The sequence below is a fragment of the Serratia ureilytica genome, from assembly GCF_013375155.1.
Classification (GTDB): domain Bacteria; phylum Pseudomonadota; class Gammaproteobacteria; order Enterobacterales; family Enterobacteriaceae; genus Serratia; species Serratia ureilytica.
In genome coordinates this window covers 64540-84666 of the sequence record NZ_JABXOF010000012.1, presented here as the reverse complement: position 1 = coordinate 84666, position 20127 = coordinate 64540, and the positions used below count along the sequence as shown (strand labels likewise).

The window sequence follows — 20127 nt, the reverse complement described above, 5'->3', positions numbered from 1 at the left end:
CGGGCGCTGCACAGCATTACGTATTCAGGTCGCACGGATGACCTGCTATTGGGCGCGGACTTGCCATGAGTGATTATGCTATGACGTCATTACTGACACGGAAACACCTACCTCTTCTCGTCATTCTATCTTTCCTCTGGGTGCGTCCGGCATTTTCCGCCACGGAATTCAATACCGACGTCCTGGATATCGGCGAGCGCAGCAAAGTGGATCTTTCGCGTTTCTCCGATGCCGACTACGTCATGCCCGGCGCTTATTTGCTGGACATCAAGATCAACCAGAAAACGCTGCCCCAGCGCAGCATTCAGTATTTCCCGTCGCCGGATAACAAGAGCGGCAGCCAGGTGTGCCTGCCGCCTGATCTGGTGGAAAAAATGGCGCTGAAAGAAGAAGCGGCCAAAAAAGTCACCCTGTGGCACGACAACCAGTGCGCCGACATTCGCGGCATCAAAGGCGCGACCGTCTCCGATCGCATCGGCGGCGGCGTGCTGGCGATCACCATCCCGCAGGCGTGGATGAAATACTCCGATCCCGACTGGACGCCGCCCGAGCAGTGGGACGACGGCATTCCCGGCCTGCTGCTGGACTACAACCTGAGCGGCCAGTTAGGCAAGCAGAATCACAACAACAACACCGCCCAGAACCTGAGCAGCTACGGCACGCTGGGCGCCAACCTGGGCCCCTGGCGCCTGCGCGCGGACTACCAGGCCAATTACAATCAGCAGGCCGGCGATCGCAGCACCGGCTTCGACTGGAACCAGATCTACGCCTACCGCGCGCTGCCGATGCAGGCCGCCAAGCTGACGCTGGGTGAGATTTATCTCGACTCCGGGGTGTTCGACGCCTATCGCTTCACCGGCCTCAATCTGGCCAGCGACGAGCGCATGCTGCCGCCGAACCTGCAGGGCTACGCGCCGGAAGTGCGCGGCATCGCCAAGAGCAACGCCAAGATCACCGTCTCGCAGGAAGGCCGCACGCTGTACGAAACCACCGTGCCCGCCGGGCCGTTCGCCATTCAGGATCTCAACAGCTCGGTGCGCGGCAAGCTGGACGTCAAGGTGGAAGAGCAGGACGGCACCGTCTCGACCTTCCAGGTGGATACCGCCACCATTCCGTACCTGACCCGCCCGGGCTACGTGCGCTACAACGTGGCGCTCGGCAAAACCTCGGCCTACGACCACCGCACCCAGGGCCCGCTGTTTTCCGCCAGCGACTTCTCCTGGGGGCTGAGCAACGCCTGGTCGCTGTATGGCGGGGCGCTGCTCGGCGGCGACTATAACGCCTGGGCGCTCGGCCTCGGCCGCGATCTGAACGTGTTCGGCGCCATGTCGCTGGACGTCACCCAGTCGATCGCCCGTCTGCCCGGCGAGCCGACCGCCAGCGGCATGTCGTTCAAGCTCAACTACGCCAAACGGTTCGATGAGCTGAACAGCCAGATCACCTTCGCCGGCTACCGCTTCTCGCAGCGCAAGTTCATGAACATGTCGCAGTACCTGCAGGAGCGTTACGGCGATTACGACAAGAATTACAACGGCCGCCAGAAAGAGCTGTATACCATCACCGCCAGCAAAACCTTTATGGCGGAAGACAGCGCCAAGGCGATCACCGCCTACCTGACCTACTCGCACCAGACCTATTGGGATGCGCGAACCCAGGACCGTTACGGGCTGTCGGCCAGCAAGCTGTTCAGCGTCGGCGATATCAGCAACATCACCGCCTCGCTGTCGGCTTACCGCACCTATTACCAGGGCCGCACCGACGACAGCGTGATGCTCAACTTCACCGTGCCGATCGGCGACCGTCGGCGCGTCGGTTATGCGCTGCAAACCAACAACGGCGATGTCACGCAGACCGCGTCGTACAACGACTACAGCGATCCGGACAATACCTGGCAGGTCAGCGGCGGCTTTAATCAGTCCGGCAAATCGCTGGCGCGCGGGTACTACACCCACAACGCCTCGTTTGGCTCGCTGAACGCCAGCGCCTCTTACCAGCAGGACAGCTACTCGTCGATCGGTGGCTCGTTCCGCGGCGGCCTCACTGCGACCCGGCACGGCATCGCGGCGCATCAGAACTCGAGCAACGGCGGCAGCCGCATGATGCTCGACACCGACGGCATCGCCGGTGTGCCGATCAACAACGGCCGCGCCTACAGCAACCGTTTCGGGCTGGCGGTGATTTCCGACATCACCAGCTACTACAACACCGACACCCGCATCGACGTCAACAAGCTGGCGGACGACGTCGAGGCCACTCGCGCCGTGGTGCAAGGCACGCTGACCGAAGGCGCCATCGGTTACCGCCACTTCGAGGTGGTGAAAGGCAGCAAGCTGTTGGCCACCATTCGCCTCGCGGACGGCAGCGAACCGCCGTTCGGCGCCGCGGTGCTGAGCGAGAAAGGCCGCGAGGTCGCGGTGGTCAACGACGGCGGCTCGGTTTACCTGACCGGCGTGCAGCCGGAGGAAAAACTGGACGTCGCCTGGGAAGGCCAACGCCGCTGCCGCATCGTGATCCCGGGCGCCGCCAAGCCGCTGGACCAGCTGCTGCTGCCGTGCGCCACTCTGTAATCCGTAACGCTGAGAAATGATGACATGAACAAACACCCGATAACGCTACTGACCGCCGCCGGCCTGGCCCTGAGCGCCGTACTGCCCACCGCCGACGCGGCGATATCGCTGGATCGCACGCGCGCCGTTTATGTGAGCGACGCCAAATCGATCAGCCTGAATATCGTCAACGAAAACAAAGAGCTGCCCTTCCTGGCGCAATCCTGGCTTGAGAACGAGCAGCACCAGAAAATCACCTCGCCGCTGGTGGTGCTGCCGCCGCTGCAGCGCGTGGAACCAAGCGAGCGCAGCGTGGTACGCATCACCAAGACGCCGGAGGCGGATCGCCTGCCACAGGATCGCGAGTCGGTGTTCTACTTCAACCTGCGCGAAATTCCGCCGAAAAGCACCAAAACCAACGTGATGCAGCTGGCGCTGCAAACGCAGATCAAACTGTTCTATCGGCCGAAAGCCATCGTCGCGCCCAAGGGCCAGGTGTGGCAGGAAAAGCTGGTGTTCCGTAAAAGCGGCGGCGCCATCACCGTCGACAACCCGACGCCGTTTTACATCACCCTGACCGGCATGACGCGGCAGACGCAAAAACAGGGCGGCGGCGCGATCGGCGGTTTTCAGCCGCTGATGCTGAAGCCGAAATCCAGCGAAATCCTCAAGCTGCAAGAGACCGGCATGAACAGCTTCGTCATCACCTACATCAACGACTACGGCGGCCATCCTGAGCTGCGCTTCGTCTGCAATGGCGGCGTTTGCACCGCCGTGCCCGAGAAAAAATAAGGAGGTCCAGCATGGCTGAATTCACCGATCGACTGCGCCCGCTGCTGCTCGGCGCACTGCTGTGCGGCGGCGGCGCGATGGCGGCAACGCCGCTGGGCGTGATCGAAGGCACCACCGGCACCGTCAGCTTTCACGGCGGCCTGCTCAGCTCCCCCTGCAGCCTGACGCCGGACAGCCGGGATCAATCCGTCGATCTGGGCGACGTCAGCGCACGCGACTTCCGCAACGCCGGCGATCGCAGCGCGCCGGTGCGTTTTCGCCTCTCGTTCCGCAACTGCCTGCTGGGCGCGCGCGCGCTGGCGGATAACCCGGCCGGCCCGCGCAACGGCGACGCCGGCCGCCTCTACCTGCAGGGAGAGCAGGCCGCCACGCTGGTGTTTCTCGGCGAAAGCGATGTCGACAACCCATCGCTGCTGAAGCTGAACGGCGGCGTGCAGGGCATCGGCCTGCGGCTGCAAGACCAACAAGGCCAGGCGCTGGAGCTGAATCAACGCAGCCGCCCTTACATTCTGCAACCCGGTAGCAACACCCTGTGGTTCAGCGCCAGCGTGGAATCCACCCAGCGGGCGGTGATGGCGGCCGGGTTCGCCGCCGTGGCGCACATTCAGGTGATTTACCTGTGAGGCTCGAGAACGCGATGAAAACACAACTGACCAAACTCTGCCTGCCGCTGGCGATCGCGCTGGCGGCCCCCGCCGCCTGGGCCAACGGCTACGTCACGCCGGACGGCGGCCCCAAACAGTTCTATATCGATCTGAATCAAAGCAACATCACCAACCAGGTGGGGTTCACCAAACAGTTTCCCTATTCATTAGGCGGTACCTATACCGGCAAGGCCTACTGCGATACGCCGATCCCCCGAAGCCCGCACTTTTACAAGTCGGATTCGGCGCTGCCCCCCTCTGACTACGGCAACGGCTTCTTGCAGTTGAACGACTTCCTGGATTTAAAAGCCGAAGTGTGGATTGCAGGTAATAAGAAGGCCTATGTCACGGTGCCTTTTTACAACGAATCCAACGAGTATCCCAATCACAGTTGCTCACCGCCCTATGTGCAGGTCAACAACTATGAAAGCGGTTCAAAAGGCCGCATCACCTTCCGGGTGCGCAAAAAGATCATCAACGGCGTCGAGATTAACGATCGGCAGATCATCGAGATGTTCGGCCGCCTCGGCTCAACCGACGGCGGTTTCGGCCCCAATCCGATGGCGCAGGTGTTTATCCAGTCCGCGATCCTTTACGTGCCGGATAAATGCGTGGTGAACGAAGGCCAGCTGATCAACGTGGAGTTCGGCGAAATCGGCGGCAGCGATCTCAACGGTTCAAACTACCCGCAAAGCATTCCGGTGCGTTTCCAGTGCGAGGGCGGCAGCTTCGAGGACGGCACGCTGAACATCAAGCTGGCGGTCTCGGGCACGGCCGCTTCCTTCAGCAACGAGGTGTTCAAAACCGACAAGAACGATCTCGGCATCCGGCTAACGCACAACGGCCAGCTGGTCATTCCGAACGAGTTTTACCCGGTGCCGAACATCGGCAACGGCGGCTCCTGGAACCTGGTGGCGGCGCCGTTCGCCAACGGCGGCGCGGAGATCGGCGAAGGGGAATTCAACGCGTCGGCCACCATCGTGGCGGCATTCCAGTAACCGAGGGAGGAACGGAAAATGCGTCTACGCGCTTTAGCGCTGCTCAGCTGCGCGTCCTGGTGGTTTGCCGCCATGCCGGCGGCGGCGAACACCGAGCTTATCGGCGCGCCGGTGCAGTTCCACGGCACCGTGGTGAGCCGGCCGTGCAATATCGAACCGCAGTCCGCCGATCAGCTGGTGGAGATGGGCACGGTGATCGTCAAAACCCTGTACCGCTACGGCCACACCACGCCGGTGCCGTTCAGCATCAAGCTGACCGACTGCAAGACCACGGTGTTCAAATCCGTCAGCGTGACCTTCAGCGGCACCGAAGACGGTGAGCTGCCGGGCAAGCTGGCGATCAACAACGGCGCGAACGGCGCCGCCATCGCCCTGTTCGATCATCAGGGCGCAGACATCGATTTGAATAAGGCCACCAGCGCCGTCGCGCTGCAAAACGGCCCCAACAGCCTGAACTTCACCGCCTACGTGCAAGGGCGGCCCAGCGCGATTCAAAACCAAAGCATTACCGAAGGCGAATTCACGTCCATCGCCAATTTTGTGCTGGCGTACCAATAAGCCCCGCACCATCCCAGGGAAATCAGGAAAACGACCGGCGCGCGAACGCCGGCGATGGGCCGTCACCGTTTGCTCCGGCGCGGCGCCACGGCTTTTTAAGGAGTCACCCATGCCAGATATTCGCTTCACGCTGTTCGACAGCGATAACTTCTACCAGCAGGGGCTGCGTCTGCTGCTGCAGGACTATCTGCACTCCCTGAACGAATGTCACCGCCGGTACCCGCAGTTCTCGCCGCTGGCGCTGCAGGCGTTGGATAACATCGAAATCGTGTTCCGCACGCCGGAAGAGCGCTGGGGCTGCGCCTGTTGTTATCAAAGCCCTCACGGCGTTCCGCGCCAGCGGCAGCTGACCCTGCTGATCCTCGACGACGCGACCCAGCAACAGGTGAAAAACCTGCCGCCGCTGTTCAGCATCCATCGGCGCGATTCGGCCTACGCCATTCGCCTCAAGCTGCAGATGGCGTTGGAAAAGTTCATCCTGCATCCGTGGGTGGCGCTGCACGCCGCCGGCCAGTGGAAATGCCAGGCTTGCCGCATCGCCGCGCTCAGCCACTGCGAGAAAAAGGTGCTGGGTTTGATGAGCAGCGGCATGTCCGCCTGCAGCATCGCCGGCCTGCTGCAGCGCAGCCAGAAAACCATCAGCGCCCATAAGCGTTCGGCGATGCGCAAGCTCAACGTGCGTAAAAACAGCGAGCTGAATAAGGTGCTGCTGAATCAGCGCGGGTTGAGTTGACTGACAACGGACTCGCGAGTGCCGACAGAGTGGTTTACTCTGAATACTCATTTTTGCACTGCACAGCGAGCCGGAATGCATGCCCAGAACAGCCCAAGTCGTTGACGTCCCCGCCCTCGGCGAGATTGACCGCCAGGCGGGGCAGCTAAGCCACCAACTGGCGCAGGCACTGCGCCGGGCCATCCACAAAGGCGATCTGAAAGCGGGCGATCTGCTGCCTTCGACGCGCCGGCTGTCGGCGGCGCTGAATCTGGCGCGCGGCACGGTATTGGAGGCGTTTGCTCAACTGACGGCGGAAGGCTTTCTTGAACCGCAGCCCGGCTCCGGCACCCGGGTCGCCCACTATCAGGCGCCGCGCCGCACGCCGCACGCCACGGTGCAAACCGCTCCGGCCACAGCCGTGCCGCTTTCTTCACAGGCGCAGCATCTGGCGCGTTTTGCCGCCCAGGCGCGGGCGCTGCCGTCGGTGCCATTCACCGTGTCGGTCCCGATCGGCGATACCGCGCCCGACGATATCTGGCGGCGGCTCGGCAACCGCATCCGGGCGCGCGGCCCCGGCGCCCCATCCGGCTATGGCGATCCGTTGGGCGCCCTGCCGCTGCGCGAAGCCATCTGCGATTATGTGCGCCGTTCCCGCTCGGTAAACTGCACGCCGCAGCAAATCCTCATCACCGCCGGCACCCAGCAGGGACTGTATCTGGCCGCGCAGATCCTGTTGGACGCCGGCGACAGCGCCTGGGTCGAGGATCCCGCCTACGCCGGCATCACCGCCCTTTTTAACAGCCTGTTTCGCGATCGGCACATGATCAGGGTGCCCGTCGCCGACGACGGCATCGACGTCGCCGCCGGCGTGCGCCTGGCCGCCGACGCCCGCGCCGCTTTTGTCACGCCGTCGCATCAATATCCGCTGGGCATGCCGATGAGCATGGCGAAAAGAAGCGCCCTGCTGGCCTGGGCCAAAGAACGGCAGGCCTGGATCGTGGAAGACGATTACGACAGCGAGATGCGCTACGCCGGCCACCCGTTCCCTTCGCTGCAAGGGTTGGCGCCCGAGCGGACGCTCTATCTCGGCACCTTCAGCAAGGTGCTGTTCCCTTCGCTGCGATTGGGTTACGCCATCGTGCCGCCGCCGCTGGTCGACGCCTTTTGCGGCGCCCGGATCCTGATGGATCGTCACCCACCCAGCGCAGATCAACACGTACTGGCCGCCTTTATCGCCGAAGGGTATCTCGACCGGCATATCCGCAAAATGCGCGGCGTCTACGCCGAGAAACGCCGGGTGCTGATCGAGACGATCAACGCGCGCATCCCGGCCGAATTGGGGAGGGTGCAGCCCTGCGATCAGGGCATGCACATGGTGCTGTGGCTGAGGAAAGATCTCGACGACGTGCAGGTCGCCCAGCAGGCCAACGAAGCCGGATTGGCGCTGCGGGCGGTATCGCCGATGTATGCGCCCGGCCACGGTGAGCCGGGTCTGGTGCTGGGGTTGGGCGGTTACGATGACCGCCAGGTGCAGCAGGCGGTGGAACGACTCGGCGAGGTGATCCGCGCCTGCGCCCGCAACGGGGCCTAGCGAGAAAAGCGCTTGGCGCCGAACACGCAAGCCACCACGCCGGCCATCACGGCGATCATCATCGGCTGGACGGTTTCCTGCAGCAGCCAGCCCGCCAGCGCCAGGCCGAAGAACGGCTGCAGCAGCTGCAATTGCCCGACGGCGGCGATGCCGCCCTGCGCCAGGCCGCGATACCAGAAGATAAAGCCGATCCACATGCTGAACACCGAGACGTAAGCCAGCGACAGCCAGGCGGCGCCGCTGACGACGGGCCAAGCGGCCGGCGCCGCCCACCATGCGGCCGCCAGCGTCAACGGCAACGCCGCCACCAGCGCCCAGGAGATCACCTGCCAGCCGCCGATCCGGCGCGACAGCACCGCGCCTTCGGCATAACCCAAACCGCACAGCAGCACCGCGCCGACCATCAGCGCATCTCCCTGCCAGGCGCCGCCGCTCCCCTGGCTCAGCGCGAACGCCCCCACCAGCGCGGCGCCAATGCCCGAAAAAGCCCAAAAAGCGGGCTTGGGGCGCTCACCGCCGCGCAAGACGCCAAAACCGGCGGTCGCCAGCGGCAGCAGGCCGATATACACCAGCGAATGCGCCGAGGTGGTGTGCTGCAGCGCCAGCGCCGTCAGCAGCGGAAAACCGATGACCACGCCGAGCGCTACAAACAGCAACGGCGGCAAATCGGCCCGCGTCGGCCGCGCCTGGCGAGTGATCCGCAGCGCGCACAGGGCCAGCAAAGCGGCGATCGCCGCCCTGATCGCCGTCAGAAACAGCGGATCGAGCTCCAGCACCGCCACCCGGGTGGCGGGCAACGAGCCGCTGAAGATAATCATGCCGAGGAAACCGTTCATCCAGCCCTGAGCCGAATGCCCGACGGCGGGATGAGCAGGGGTAACAACAAGCGTTTTTTCAGACTGACTGTCCATCATGCGAATGCTCCGCACGCCTGAGGCATACCGAAATCGGCAACCCGCGAGGCGAGGTCATAGTGAAAGAGAACATCGTTCCCCGGCGTCGCTTGCCGGGGCTGCGTTCTATTTTTCAGATAAAGCGGTTCACAGACAGGTCCAGATAGCGAGATTTTCACTGTGCCGGTTGCCAAAGTGCGCCGCTAACGCCAAAGAAGGGCGTTTTTCGGGCTGTCCTTGGCCGTTTGGCGGCATCGCCGGCGGGGTACCATGGACTTTTATGCGTTTTTGCAGAACAGGACAAGGTGCGGCGCCGTGGTGAAACCCTTCTTACGCAGTGGCAGTTTGGATGATGTGCTGGCTTTAGGCGAAAACGGGCAACCGATCTACGCCTGCGCGCAGCAGCTGCGGGAAACCCTGCGTCTTCGCCGACAGCAGCAGGCCGCCGACTGTCTGGCGATCCCCCAGCCGAACGAAAGCGGCACGCGCATCGACTGGTATGCGCCCTTTCCGGGCAAGGTGACCTCCTGGCTGGCGGCAAGCGATGCCCAGCGCGCGCAGGCGGTGCGCCACCTGGAACACTGTCTGGCGACCTTCCGCAGCCTGACCGAACAGACCCGGGCGACCGATCACCCCAGCCACCGCCTGTTCGGCGCGCTGCTGGCCAAAGCGATGCACATTCCCGATCCCAACCACGTCTACCTGGTGGACGATCGGCCGGTGCTGACCTTTTGGGGCTTTATCAAACCGCAGGCGCAGAGCCCGGACGATCCGTTAGCCTGCCTGCGCCCGCTCGAATCGGAAGTGGAAAAACCGGCGCCGATCGCCGCCGCGCCGCGCAAACCGGCCGTTGTCGAACCGGTAAAACCGCCCCCGGCCGCCGAGCCTGAACCGGTGCCCGCCCCGACGGCGCCCGCCGAATCCCCCGCCGTTGTTCGCCCGCGTCGACGCCACGCGCTGTGGTTGTTGCCGGTACTGCTGCTAGGCAGCGCGGCGCTGGCCGCCTGGCTGCACCGCTCACCGCCGCCGCAACCGGCGATGCCGGCTGAGGTGCGCCATCCGGCACCGCCGGAAAAAACCGCCGCGCCGTTGCCTGAGCTGCGCTTGCCGCTGGCGCACGCCACGCTGATGCCGCCGCCCCCGGCGCCGATCATCCCGCAGCCGGCGGACAAAAATGCGCTGGTGCTGCCGCCCGAGGCGGTGAAGGCCGGCTCCACCCGTTTCCTTAACGGCAAATGGCGCGCCACGGTGGCGCTGAAAGATCCGATCACCGGCAAGCGCCCCAGCCTGCAATACCGCCTGAACGCGGGCAAAGGCAGCGCTGTCATCGCCTACGGCGACGGCGTCACCTGCCGGGTGGCGGTCGAGGCCGGGCTGATGCAGTCCGGCAATCTGGTGATCAACAGCCGCACCAAAGCGCGCTGCAGCGACGGCAGCCGCTACCAGATCCCGGAAATCGTCTGCCGCCAGGGCGAGACCGGGACCGCGGAATGCACCGGCCGCTACGATGCGGACACCACCTATCCCATGACGTTCAAGCGCGAGAGTAAATGATGCTGGCACCCCTTACGGACTACAAACACGGCATTACGCTGATTCAGGACAGCGGCATTCAGTTTATGGACTTTGCCCTGACCCCGCGGCTGGACGCCGAGTTTCCCGGCAAATTCGTGCGCAAGACCGCCAGCGGCCCGCTGTTGCGCCTGCAATGGGAGGCCGAGAGCGGCAAATATCAGCTGCCGGCCGAGGGCGGGCAAGCCGCCGAAGTGGTGCGGCCGGAGTTCAGCTACCCGCTGCAGCAGTCGCTGCGCCTGCTGGATAAGCTCTGGCTGCCGTTGCCGTTCTTGCGCTATACCGCCTCGGGGATATTTTTGTCAGGCCCGGATAACTGGGCTCGCCTGCAGGTGGTGCAACTGGATGAACCGGATCAGGACGGCAACCTGCTGCGGGTGGTGCTGGCCTTCGATACCCGCGCCGCCGCGCCCGGCCAGGAAGCGCTGGCGCCGGGCGAGAGCGATCTCGGCGCCGATCTGAGCTTCGCGCTGGCGCACCGCAACCACGAGCTGGGCGAGTTCCTCGATCTGACCTGGGTGGACGGCTGGTTGCGAGAGGCGTTCAGCCAGCGCGCCGCCGAGCGGGAACAGCGCGCCGAGGCGGAGATCAACGCCGGGCTGAAAACCTTCGAGTATCAGGCGCACTACCTCAACCTGTTGCACATGCTCGGCCATCAGCTGACGGTGCCGCAGATAAAAATAGCGGCGGCGACGCTGCAACAGCCGGCGATCGACGTCGATCTGGTGCTGGACGTCGGCAATTCTCACACCTGCGGCGTGCTGGTCGAAGACCATCCGGAAGAGAGCAACGGCCTGAAGCAAACCTATGAGCTGCAGCTGCGCTCGCTGTCCGAACCGCATCACGTCTACAACGAACTGTTCGAGAGCCGGGTGGAGTTTTCTCGGGCCGCGTTCGGCAAGCCGCATCTGTCCTTCCAGAGCGGACGCGACGACGCCTTCCAATGGCCGTCCATCACCCGCGTCGGCCGTGAAGCCGCGCAATTGGCGCAGCGACGCGAAGGGCATGAAGGCACCACCGGCATCTCCAGCCCGCGCCGCTATCTGTGGGACGAAGAGCGCTATGCGCCCGGCTGGCGCTTCAACGAGCGGCACGAGCCGATGGCCGCCGCCGCGCCGTTGACCACCTTGATCAACGACGAGGGCGTGCCGCTGTCCGCCCTGCCGACGGCCGAACGGCTGCCGGTGTTCGCCGCCCATTACAGCCGCAGCGCGGTGATGAGCCTGATGCTGAGCGAGCTGTTGGCGCAGGCGCTGATGCAGATCAACAGCATCGCCCAGCGCAGCCGCATGCCGAACGCCGCCGCCCCGCGCCGTTTACGCGCCATCATCCTGACGCTGCCGTCGGCGATGCCGAAGCCGGAGCGGGAGATCTTCCGCCGCCGCATGCAGGAAGCGATCGGGCTGGTGTGGAAAGCCCTCGGCTGGCACCCGCAGGATGCGCCGTTCGACGGCGCGCACACTCGCTTCCCGGCGCCGCAGGTGCAGATCGAGTGGGACGAAGCCACCTGCGGCCAGATGGTCTATCTGTACAACGAAACCCAGGTGAACTTCGCCGGCCGCACCGACGCCTTCTTTGCCGCCATGGCTCGGCCCGATCGGCCGCTGGCGCCGGGTGAACAGCCCGGCAAGACGCTGCGCATCGCCTCCATCGACATCGGCGGCGGCACCACCGATCTGGCGATCACGCACTACTCGCTCGATGACGGCGTAGGCAACAACATCAAAATCAACCCGCGCCTGCTGTTCCGCGAGGGCTTTAAGGTCGCCGGCGACGATATCTTGCTGGACATCATCCAGCAGTTTGTCCTGCCCGCCGTGCAACAGGCGTTCGAGGCCGCCGGCGTGAGCGCCGCCGCGGCGCTGATGGACAAACTGTTCGGCAACGAAGGGCGCATGGACGGGCTTTCCACCCTGCGTCAACAGGCCGCGCTGCAGATCTTCATGCCCGCCGGACGCGCGCTGCTCGCCGCCTATGAGCAGTACGATCCGCTGGACAGCCGCGCGGAAATCACCGCCGGCCTCGGCGATCTGCTGCCGCAGCGGCCGACGCCGCAGGTGCTGGCGTTTATCAACGGCGAAGTGCAGCGCGAAGCCGACAGCGACGCCTTCGATATCCTGCACACCCCGCTGGTGATCCGTCTGGCCGACCTGCACGCCGCTTTCTTGTCCGATCGCATCGGCATCGGCCGCTGTCTGCGCCTGCTGGCCGAAGTGGTGGCGCTGTACACCTGCGACGTGTTGCTGCTGACCGGCCGCCCGGCGCGCTTCCCCGGCGTGCAGGCGCTGCTGCGCCATCTGCAGCCGCTGCCCGCCAGCCGTATTCTGCCGCTCGAGGGCTACCACACCCGCAGCTGGTACCCATTCAACAAACGCGGCCGCATCGACAACCCGAAATCCACCGCTGCCGTGGGCGCCATGCTGTGCCTGCTGGCGATCGATCTGCGGCTGGAGAGCTTTTACTTCAACGTCGGCGATTTCCAGCCCTACTCCACCATTCGCTATCTGGGCATGCTGGACGGCAACAACATGCTGGCGGACGATAACGTCTATTACCGCGACATCGATCTGGATCGCGCCGATTTCGCGCTCGATCCCGCCGGCAGCTTCCAGCTGCGCGGCCCGCTGCGTCTGGGCTTCCGCCAGCTGGACAACGAACGCTGGCCGGCCTCGCCGCTCTATACGCTGACCATCAATGACGCCCAGTTGGCGCGCAAGCTGGCCGGCGACGCGGTGATCGGCCTGCGGCTGGCCATCACCGCCAGCGCCGAGCAGGGCGCCGAGAGCGTCAAGATCGCCCAGGCGCTGCTGGCCGACGGCAGCCCCGTCCCGGCGCACCACCTGCAACTGAAACTCAATACCCTGGCTGCCAGCGCCTCCGGTGCGACCCACTACTGGATAGACAGCGGGAGCATTTACCCACGATGAACACGCAAACCCTCGCCCCAGCGGCTCCGAATAACGCGCTCAGCGCCGGCATTTTGCAGGCGATCGACTGGGTGGACGCCGCACGCCATCACTCCGCCCGCCTGGAGCGGGAAGCCGATCGACTGATACAGCGTTTGCGGCGTTGCCATAACCGCGCCGCACTGTTGGAAAACACACGGCCTGCGCAGGTCGCCATCGGTTTATATGGCCACAACGCCGCCGCCAAAGCCCATCTGTTGGCGGCGCTGGCGCCCGGCGCGAAGCGCTTCGACGCGGACCTTTCGCTCGCGGTGCGCTACTGCACGGCGGCCGAGGCGGGGCCCGCCGATTATCCGATCGCCCTCGCCTTGCTCGATGAAGCGCAGTGGTTGGCCATGACGATTGACGCCGCCGCGATGAGCGGCTTTCGCCCGGACTGGGACGCCCGCGCCATCGCCGGCCACCTGCAAGCGCTGACGCGCCACCGACAGGCGGTAGCCATCGATGGCCTCGACGGCAATGCCGTACTGGCGCTGTGGGACAGCCTGCGCCGCCACGGCGACAAAGAGCAATCCACGCTCGACAGGCACTTCTGGCCGCAGGCGGTGACGCTGGCGCCGCAGTTGAGCATCGATGACCGCGCGCGCCTGTTTGCGCCGCTGTGGGGAGAGGAAGCGACGCTGACGGCGCGTTACCGCCAGCTGGCGCACGCACTGCATACCCTCGACGGCAGCAGACGGGTTCATGCCCCGCGCCGCGCGTTGGCGCTGCTGACCGCAAGCGCCGCACCGGAAAACGCCACGATCGCCGTCATGACCGAAAACGGCGATGAACGGGAGATCGCACTGAGCGATCTGGCCTGGCTGACCGCAGAATTGACCACCCTGCTGCCGCAGACGACGCAGGCAGGCTTGCCCGCCGACGTGGCGCTGATCGACCTGCCCGGCAGCCGCATCTGTCCGCAGGCGGAGCCGGCGCAGCGTCTGCAGCAGGCGAAGCGCGCCCATTTACTGGCCCGTTGCGCCGACGGCCTGCACGCCAGCCTGCTGCTGGTGACCGATGCCGCCGCCACGCCGCAGGACACCGCGCGCGTCGGCCAGGCGCTCGCCGATTGGGTCAACCACACCCAGGGGGAAACCCCGGCGCTGCGCCAGCGCCGCAAGCCCGGTTTAATCTGGGCGATCACGCCGTTCGACCTGCGTCAGGAAGGCAAAGCGCGGCCCGACGATGCCGTCCAGCGTCAGGTCGGCGAGCCCGGCGACAGCTGGGCCACGCTGCTGGCGCTGGATGAACAGGACTGCCGCCGGATGGTGAACTACCTGGCTGCACAGGCGCGCCCGGCCCACAAACAAGCGCGCTTGCTCGAACAGCGTGAAGAGTTGCAGCGCGAACTGACGGAAAGCCTGCTCGGCAACTGGCTCTCCGTCGCCGATCCGCACGCGGCGCAGCAACGCGCCCAGCAGCTGTTGCGCGCGTTGCAGGCGCAGGCCGGCCGCCACGGCGAACTGCTGGAACGGTTGCTGCCCCAGCGCGATACGCTGCGCCAGCTTTATCAGCAACAGCAGCATACGACGCCGTCCCAGACGACGCCGACTTCGCCGTTTGGGCTGGATATCGATCTGTTCGGTGCGCAAGACCCTGCGGCGCCCGGCGAGCAGCCCGCATCGCCTTTCGCCGCGCGGATCTTCGCCGACTGGGTCAACCATCTGCGCGCGCTGCCTGACAGCCGCCGGTTGCTGGATCTGCTCGGCGTCGACAGGCCGCACCTCGAACTGCTGGTCGATGCGCTGATCGGCGCCGCCTGCCGCCTGCGGCTCGACGACGAACTGGAGCGCGCGCTGTGCGCCGGGAGCTTGCCGGAACAGGGTGAAGATCGGCAGATCAGCCAGGCGCTGGCGCTACTGGGCGACTTCGTCGCCTGGCTCGGCTTCCAGCGGCGCGACACGGCCACGCGCCCCGAGAGCCGCGTCAATCCCGGCCAGCCGATCTTTACCCCGCCGCCGCAGCCGGCGGTGGACTGGAGTGGCCAGCAGCGGCTAACCCGGCTGGCGCCGACGCCGACCAAGAATACCGCGTTTTATATTTATGACTGGCTGATCGGCCTGCAAACCCTGCTGGCGGAGAATGCCGCGCAGGCGCAGCCCGCGCTGGCAGACGAGCAGCGCGCCGACCTGGCGGCGATCGTCGCGGCCCTGCGCGCTGCGCCGTAGTGGGCGCCATCCGGGCCGGACGCCGCCGCGCGATCAGTGGCAGGCCGGCCCGGCCGACATCACTTCGCGAAAGTGGGTGACCAGCGGGCGCAGGTTGGCCTTGTGCCACACTGCCCACAGCTGCGTGGTGTATTGCATCCAGGGCAGCTCGCGCAGCACCACGCCCTGCGGCGCGTTATGCCGCAGGCTGTGCTGGATCAGCGTCATCCCCAACCCGGCGGCGACCAGCCCCAGCGCCGTCAGCGGCTCGCCCGCTTCCAGCCGAATATCCGGATCGAACCCGGCCTTCACGCAGGCCGCCACGAAATCGTCGCGCGAATGGGCATCCTCTTTGTGGATCACCGAGATCCAGGCCTGATCGGTGAGATCCGCCGGCTGCAGCGTTTCCCTGTCCGCCAGCGGATGCGTCTGCGGCAGGGCCAGCAACATGCGATCGTCCAACACCTGCGTATAGTCCAAATCCTGATCGTCGCGATCCGGCGCCGTATTGACCAGCGCCACGTCCAGGCTACGCTGCCGCAGCCCTTCCAACTGCATGGAAGAAGGCTGGCTGTAAAGCACGATGTGCACATCCGGCCGGGACACCCGCAGCGACCGCAAGGCGTTCGACAAGACGCCGGAGTGCATCGCATTTTCGATATAGCCGATGCACAGCCCACCGTCTTCACCCCGCCCCAGGCGGCGTCCGAGCGATTCGAGCCGGTTGGCGTGCGTCAACAGCGCGCGGGTTTCGGCCAGAAACGTCTGGCCGTCAGCGGTCAGGCGAATGCGCTGCTGATTGCGCTCAAACAGCATCAATCCGAGACGTTCCTCAAGCTGGGAAATCTGCCGGCTCAGCGGCGACTGGGAAATGTGCAGCCGTTCGGCAGCGCGGCCGACGTGCTCCTCTTCCGCCACCGCGACGAAGTATTTCAACTGACGTAAATCGATCATGTGAGACCTCAAAGGACTTAACTTAGACAAATTATGTCCTATCAAGTCACAACTTGCCACGCTATCTTTAGCCTCGTGACGGGGCAGACGCACTGTGCGCCCCCCAATTTCCCTGAAAAGATAACGTATTGAGGACCTGACATGAGCATCAGAAATATTTTACCCGGCAAGATCGGTTTGGGCGGCGCACCGCTCGGCAATATGTTCCGCAACATCCCGCAAGACGACGTGCAAGCCACCGTCAGCGGCGCCTGGGATCTGGGCATCCGCTACTTCGACACCGCGCCGCTCTACGGTTCCGGCCTGTCGGAAATCCGCATGGGTGAAGTGCTGTCGCACTACCCACGCGATGAGTATGTGCTGAGCACCAAAGTGGGCCGCATCATGCTGGACGAAGAAGAAGACACTTCCGCCCGCGATCTGGGCGAGAAAGGCGGTTTGTTCGAACACGGCTTGAAGAACAAAATAGTCAACGACTACTCCGCCGACGCCACGCTGCGTTCCATCGAAGACAGCCTGAAGCGCCTGAAAACCGACCGCCTGGATATCGTCTGGATCCACGATCCGGCCCAGGATTTCTACGGCGACAACTGGATTGAACAGTTCAACATCGCCCGCACCGGCGCTTTCCGCGCGCTGACCCGTCTGCGTGAAGAAGGGGTGATCAAGGCCTGGGGCCTCGGCGTCAACCGCGTCGAGCCTTGCGAACTGGCGCTGGGCCTGAGCGAAACGCAGCCGGACGCCTTCCTGCTGGCCGGCCGTTACAGCCTGCTGGATCATGAACGCGCGCTGCAACGTTTGATGCCGGAAGCCCTGGCGAGCAACGTCGACATCGTCGTCGGCGGCCCTTACAACTCCGGCGTGCTGGCCGGTGGCGAGCACTACGAATACCAGAAAGCATCCCCGGCGGTGCTGGCGAAAGTGGCGCAAATCAAAGCGATCGCCGCTCGCTTCCAGGTCGACGTCAAAGCCGCCGCGCTGCAGTTCTCGCTGGCTAACCCGGCGGTCGCCGCCGTGATCCCCGGTTCGAGCCGCCCTGGCCGCATGGCCGAAGATCTGGCTGCGCTGGACGCCGTTATCCCGGCTGAATTCTGGGCCGAAATGCGCCGTCAGAAACTGGTGGCCGACAACGCGCCGCTGCCGATTCGTTAAGTTTTATGGGGCCGCATGGCCCCATTCACCCCATTAACTCGATGAGATACATGATGAAACTGGATCTTTCAGGCAAAGTCGCCGTCGTCAGCGGCTCCACCTCCGGCATCGGCCTCGGCATCGCGCGCGGGCTCGCCAAAACGGGCGCCACCGTGGTGATCGTCGGCCGTCAGAAAGCCGGGGTCGATAACGCCATCGCCGACATCAGCGCCAACGTGCCCGGCGCGCAGGTGCGCGGCGTGGTCGCCGATCTCGGGACGGAACACGGGGCTGCAACCCTGTTCGCCGCGGAACCGAGAGCCGACGTGCTGATCAACAACCTGGGCATTTTCAACGATAACGACTTCTTTACCGTGCCCGACAGCGAGTGGATGCACTTCTATAACGTCAACGTCCTCTCAGGCGTGCGGCTGGCGCGCCACTATGCGCAGAGCATGACCGAGCAGGGTTGGGGACGCATTATTTTCGTGTCGTCCGAATCCGGCGTCGCCATCCCGGCGGACATGATCAACTACGGCGTCACCAAAAGCGCCAACCTGGCGGTGTCCCACGGCCTGGCGAAACGCCTCGCCGGCACCGGCGTGACGGTCAACGCCATCCTGCCGGGGCCGACCTTTACCGAAGGCCTGCAAGACATGCTGGCGGATGCGGCGGCCAAATCCGGTCGCAGCGCCCGCGATCAGGCCGACGAGTTCGTTAAAACCGAACGCCCAAGCTCCATCATTCAGCGCGCGGCGGACGTCGATGAAGTGGCCAACCTGGCCGTTTACCTCGCGTCTCCGCTGTCTTCGGCCACCACCGGCGCGGCGCTGCGCGTCGACGGCGGCGTCGTAGATACGCTGGCAATGTAACCCTGTACCCGAAACCGATATTAAGAGAGAGAAAGAAAATGGCTACTACATCCGTCTCAATGGACATCCCGGCATCCGCCGACACCGTATGGCAACTGATCGGCGGCTTCGATGCCCTGCCTGACTGGCTGCCGTTCATTCCGAAAAGCGTCATTTCGCAAGGCGGCCGCGTGCGCACTTTGACCACCGCCGACGGCGGCACCGTCATCGAGCGGCTGGAAGCGTTCGATAACCGTCAACGCAGCTACAGCTACTCCATCATGCAGGCGCCGTTCCCGGTGGTGAATTACCTGTCCACCCTGTCAGTGCACGCCACCGACGACGCCAACGTGGCGCGCGTGGAATGGTCGGGCAGCTTCACGCCGGTCAACATCAGTGACGACGAGGCCATCGCCCTGTTCAGCGGCATCTACCAGGGCGGCCTGGATGCGCTGAGCGGTAACTTCCCTCGTTAACGCTTGAACACTCAAGCCCCACGGCCGATGGCTACACCCATCGGCCGTTTTTTTTTGGTTTGGCCGCGCGAAGCGGCAACGCCGCGAAACAGGATAAATCCGCCATCGCCGCTTATGCTGTAAAGGAGATGTTCATTTGAGGAGATGACCGTGCGCCCTTTCAACCTGCAACAGTTGGATCATGTGGTTCTGCGCGTGCGCGATATGCAGAACAGCCTGCGTTTTTATACCCAGGTCATCGGTTGTGATATCGCCAAACAGCGGCCGGATTTGGGGCTGGTGCACCTGCGCGCCGGCGCCTCCATGATCGATCTGGTGGACGTCAACGGCATGCTAGGAAGAAAAGGCGGCATGCCGCCCGATGCCAGACAGCAGAACGTCGATCACTTTTGTCTGCGCATCGATCCGTTCAACGAAGACGCGTTGCTGACCTACCTGCGATCGCAGGGGATCGACGCGGATCCCGCCGAATCGCGCTACGGCGCGGAAGGCGACGGGCCGTCCATCTATTTCAGCGATCCGGACGGCAATCGCGTGGAATTGAAAGGGCCGGCGCTCGATTAACCGCTTTGGTTACCTTCGATAGCAGACAGCCGTTGGCGATCCGTCACCCGCAGTGATTTGTTTTTAAACTGAATGATGCCTTCCGCCGCGAGCTGCGCCAACGCGCGGCTCAGCTGTCTGACGGAGATGCCCAATCTCGCCGCCAGCGCCTCCCGGTTTTCCAGCTCAATCAATTCCCCTTCGCTCTTTATCTTGAACAATAAAAATTTTCGCAGTTTATATTCCGCCGTCAAAACGCCGTTCGCATGCAGCAAGGAGGAATTCAGCAGCTTATTGCTCAATTGCCGGCAGATAAAGGTGAGAAACGCCGGGTCGCTCAGGGCGTGATTGTTGATGACCTCTATCGGTGCCGCGAGGAGCAGCGCGTCGGTCACCGCCTGCACGGTGCTGAACAGCGTGCGCTGCGCCTGGGAGAACAGCTCCAGATCGCCAATTACCGAGAAATCCGTTTCGAAGGAAAAGACAATGTGCGCGCCATTCACATCAAAATTCTCAACCTGCAATTTTCCCTGCACGAGAAAAAACAGGTGGGTCAAACGATCGCTTTGCGTCACCAGGTATTCGCCGGCTTCGACGCTCACCAGGCGCAGTGCGGCGAGCAGCGTGGGCGAAAGCGCCGTTTGCAGATCGTGAACCTCAATGAACGCTTCTTTTAGCTTGCTGTCACCGACCGTTTTCAAGGCGATTCACTCCCAAGGTTCATCCTTAAACGTCTTGCCTCCTCGCTTTCGACTGCGTTCAGCATAG

17 protein-coding genes are annotated in these 20127 nt (G+C 64.1%); 14 read left to right on the top strand and 3 right to left on the bottom strand.

The window, feature by feature from the left end; translation table 11 throughout:
• Positions 1 to 65: 65 nt before the first annotated feature.
• From HWW83_RS21045 to pdxR, 7 genes are all read left to right on the top strand, one after another.
• Positions 66 to 2567, top strand: a complete 2502-nt coding sequence (locus HWW83_RS21045; protein WP_033645331.1) for a fimbria/pilus outer membrane usher protein — start codon at positions 66 to 68, stop codon at positions 2565 to 2567.
• A gap of 24 nt (positions 2568 to 2591) precedes the next feature.
• Complete coding sequence (locus tag HWW83_RS21040; RefSeq protein WP_176589532.1) at positions 2592 to 3338, top strand: fimbrial biogenesis chaperone; 747 nt, start codon at positions 2592 to 2594, stop codon at positions 3336 to 3338.
• Between the two features lie 11 nt (positions 3339 to 3349).
• Positions 3350 to 3961, top strand: a complete 612-nt coding sequence (locus tag HWW83_RS21035; protein ID WP_033645333.1) for a fimbrial protein — start codon at positions 3350 to 3352, stop codon at positions 3959 to 3961.
• A gap of 14 nt (positions 3962 to 3975) precedes the next feature.
• Positions 3976 to 4980, top strand: a complete 1005-nt coding sequence (locus HWW83_RS21030; RefSeq protein WP_033645334.1) for a fimbrial protein — start codon at positions 3976 to 3978, stop codon at positions 4978 to 4980.
• An 18-nt stretch (positions 4981 to 4998) separates the two neighbouring features.
• Positions 4999 to 5538, top strand: a complete 540-nt coding sequence (locus tag HWW83_RS21025) for a fimbrial protein (RefSeq protein WP_046687944.1) — start codon at positions 4999 to 5001, stop codon at positions 5536 to 5538.
• A gap of 109 nt (positions 5539 to 5647) precedes the next feature.
• Positions 5648 to 6271, top strand: a complete 624-nt coding sequence (locus tag HWW83_RS21020) for a LuxR C-terminal-related transcriptional regulator (RefSeq protein WP_033645336.1) — start codon at positions 5648 to 5650, stop codon at positions 6269 to 6271.
• A gap of 79 nt (positions 6272 to 6350) precedes the next feature.
• The gene (pdxR, locus tag HWW83_RS21015) at positions 6351 to 7844 is read left to right on the top strand and encodes a MocR-like pyridoxine biosynthesis transcription factor PdxR (protein ID WP_176589531.1); all 1494 of its coding nucleotides are present in this window, start codon (positions 6351 to 6353) and stop codon (positions 7842 to 7844) included.
• On the opposite strand, the gene HWW83_RS21010 is transcribed toward pdxR, so the two are convergent.
• Positions 7841 to 8755 carry a DMT family transporter gene (locus HWW83_RS21010; protein WP_046688555.1) on the bottom strand — a complete coding sequence of 305 codons (915 nt, stop codon included), beginning with the start codon at positions 8753 to 8755 and terminating at the stop codon, positions 7841 to 7843. The two genes, pdxR and HWW83_RS21010, sit on opposite strands and share 4 nt — an antisense overlap.
• Before the next feature lie 297 nt (positions 8756 to 9052).
• Here HWW83_RS21010 and HWW83_RS21005 point away from each other — a divergent pair, with 297 nt between their 5' ends.
• The 3 genes from HWW83_RS21005 to HWW83_RS20995 are packed head-to-tail and all read left to right on the top strand — an operon-like array spanning position 9053 to position 15425.
• Positions 9053 to 10291: an SrfA family protein gene (locus tag HWW83_RS21005; protein WP_176589530.1), complete on the top strand. Its 1239-nt coding sequence runs from the start codon at positions 9053 to 9055 to the stop codon at positions 10289 to 10291.
• Positions 10291 to 13236, top strand: coding sequence for a virulence factor SrfB (locus HWW83_RS21000; protein ID WP_176589544.1), 2946 nt, complete (start codon positions 10291 to 10293; stop codon positions 13234 to 13236). The genes HWW83_RS21005 and HWW83_RS21000 overlap by 1 nt, the downstream gene beginning before the upstream one ends.
• Positions 13233 to 15425 (top strand): virulence factor SrfC family protein, encoded by a 2193-nt coding sequence (locus HWW83_RS20995; protein WP_176589529.1) that lies wholly within the window; start codon positions 13233 to 13235, stop codon positions 15423 to 15425. Before HWW83_RS21000 ends, HWW83_RS20995 begins: the two co-directional genes overlap by 4 nt.
• A gap of 33 nt (positions 15426 to 15458) precedes the next feature.
• Here the strand turns inward: HWW83_RS20995 and HWW83_RS20990 are convergent, their stop codons facing one another.
• On the bottom strand, positions 15459 to 16358 hold the full coding sequence (locus tag HWW83_RS20990) for a LysR substrate-binding domain-containing protein (protein WP_033645340.1): 900 nt from the start codon (positions 16356 to 16358) through the stop codon (positions 15459 to 15461).
• Positions 16359 to 16499: 141 nt separating this feature from the next.
• Here HWW83_RS20990 and HWW83_RS20985 point away from each other — a divergent pair, with 141 nt between their 5' ends.
• From HWW83_RS20985 to HWW83_RS20970, 4 genes are all read left to right on the top strand, one after another.
• On the top strand, positions 16500 to 17510 hold the full coding sequence (locus HWW83_RS20985; protein WP_047026514.1) for an aldo/keto reductase: 1011 nt from the start codon (positions 16500 to 16502) through the stop codon (positions 17508 to 17510).
• Between the two features lie 53 nt (positions 17511 to 17563).
• Positions 17564 to 18361 (top strand): SDR family NAD(P)-dependent oxidoreductase, encoded by a 798-nt coding sequence (locus HWW83_RS20980; RefSeq protein WP_033645342.1) that lies wholly within the window; start codon positions 17564 to 17566, stop codon positions 18359 to 18361.
• 38 nt (positions 18362 to 18399) lie between these two features.
• Entirely contained in the window at positions 18400 to 18816 is a 417-nt protein-coding gene (locus HWW83_RS20975; RefSeq protein ID WP_047026516.1) for an SRPBCC family protein, read from the top strand.
• A gap of 144 nt (positions 18817 to 18960) precedes the next feature.
• On the top strand, positions 18961 to 19380 hold the full coding sequence (locus HWW83_RS20970; RefSeq protein ID WP_033651779.1) for a VOC family protein: 420 nt from the start codon (positions 18961 to 18963) through the stop codon (positions 19378 to 19380).
• On the opposite strand, the gene HWW83_RS20965 is transcribed toward HWW83_RS20970, so the two are convergent.
• Complete coding sequence (locus tag HWW83_RS20965; RefSeq protein ID WP_047573382.1) at positions 19377 to 20060, bottom strand: Crp/Fnr family transcriptional regulator; 684 nt, start codon at positions 20058 to 20060, stop codon at positions 19377 to 19379. The genes HWW83_RS20970 and HWW83_RS20965 overlap by 4 nt on opposite strands.
• Positions 20061 to 20127 lie beyond the last annotated feature (67 nt).

Excerpts from the sequence above, each read along its gene's own strand:
- HWW83_RS21045 (WP_033645331.1), top strand. The coding sequence starts at position 66 with ATGAGTGATTATGCTATGACGTCATTACTGACACGGAAACACCTACCT.
- HWW83_RS21040 (WP_176589532.1), top strand. The coding sequence starts at position 2,592 with ATGAACAAACACCCGATAACGCTACTGACCGCCGCCGGCCTGGCCCTG.
- HWW83_RS21035 (WP_033645333.1), top strand. The coding sequence starts at position 3,350 with ATGGCTGAATTCACCGATCGACTGCGCCCGCTGCTGCTCGGCGCACTG.
- HWW83_RS21030 (WP_033645334.1), top strand. The coding sequence starts at position 3,976 with ATGAAAACACAACTGACCAAACTCTGCCTGCCGCTGGCGATCGCGCTG.
- HWW83_RS21025 (WP_046687944.1), top strand. The coding sequence starts at position 4,999 with ATGCGTCTACGCGCTTTAGCGCTGCTCAGCTGCGCGTCCTGGTGGTTT.
- HWW83_RS21020 (WP_033645336.1), top strand. The coding sequence starts at position 5,648 with ATGCCAGATATTCGCTTCACGCTGTTCGACAGCGATAACTTCTACCAG.
- pdxR (WP_176589531.1), top strand. The coding sequence starts at position 6,351 with ATGCCCAGAACAGCCCAAGTCGTTGACGTCCCCGCCCTCGGCGAGATT.
- HWW83_RS21010 (WP_046688555.1), bottom strand. The coding sequence starts at position 8,755 with ATGGACAGTCAGTCTGAAAAAACGCTTGTTGTTACCCCTGCTCATCCC.
- HWW83_RS21000 (WP_176589544.1), top strand. The coding sequence starts at position 10,291 with ATGCTGGCACCCCTTACGGACTACAAACACGGCATTACGCTGATTCAG.
- HWW83_RS20995 (WP_176589529.1), top strand. The coding sequence starts at position 13,233 with ATGAACACGCAAACCCTCGCCCCAGCGGCTCCGAATAACGCGCTCAGC.
- HWW83_RS20990 (WP_033645340.1), bottom strand. The coding sequence starts at position 16,358 with ATGATCGATTTACGTCAGTTGAAATACTTCGTCGCGGTGGCGGAAGAG.
- HWW83_RS20985 (WP_047026514.1), top strand. The coding sequence starts at position 16,500 with ATGAGCATCAGAAATATTTTACCCGGCAAGATCGGTTTGGGCGGCGCA.
- HWW83_RS20980 (WP_033645342.1), top strand. The coding sequence starts at position 17,564 with ATGAAACTGGATCTTTCAGGCAAAGTCGCCGTCGTCAGCGGCTCCACC.
- HWW83_RS20975 (WP_047026516.1), top strand. The coding sequence starts at position 18,400 with ATGGCTACTACATCCGTCTCAATGGACATCCCGGCATCCGCCGACACC.
- HWW83_RS20970 (WP_033651779.1), top strand. The coding sequence starts at position 18,961 with ATGACCGTGCGCCCTTTCAACCTGCAACAGTTGGATCATGTGGTTCTG.